The sequence below is a fragment of the Cupriavidus sp. SIMBA_020 genome, assembly GCF_046535395.1.
GTDB lineage: Bacteria > Pseudomonadota > Gammaproteobacteria > Burkholderiales > Burkholderiaceae > Cupriavidus > Cupriavidus campinensis.
On record NZ_JAWRWU010000292.1, the window covers coordinates 1 to 308 of the forward strand.

General features: G+C 69.8%; 1 protein-coding gene. It reads right to left on the bottom strand.

From position 1 onward, the window contains the following. The coding region (locus SB751_RS29260; RefSeq protein ID WP_410748937.1) for an aldehyde dehydrogenase family protein at nucleotides 1–308 on the bottom strand (308 nt) is incomplete at both ends.

Genomic DNA, 308 nt, shown 5'->3' on the forward strand with positions numbered 1-308 from the left:
GCGGGGAAGTTCCACGGCGTGATGGCGGCGGTGACGCCGATCGGCTGCTTCAGGGCCAGCAGGCGCTGGCCGGCCTTGGGGCTTTGCAGCACGTCGCCGTCGCTGCGCTTGGCTTCCTCGGCGAACCATTCCAGGAACGAGGCGGCGTAGGCGATTTCGCCGGCGGCCTCGGTCACGGGCTTGCCCTGTTCCGAGGTCATGATGGCGGCCAGGTCCTGCTGGTTCTGCATCATCAGCTGGGCCCACTTCAGCAGGATCGCGGCGCGTTCCTTGCCGGTCCTGGCGCTCCAGGCGGGCAGGGCGGCCTG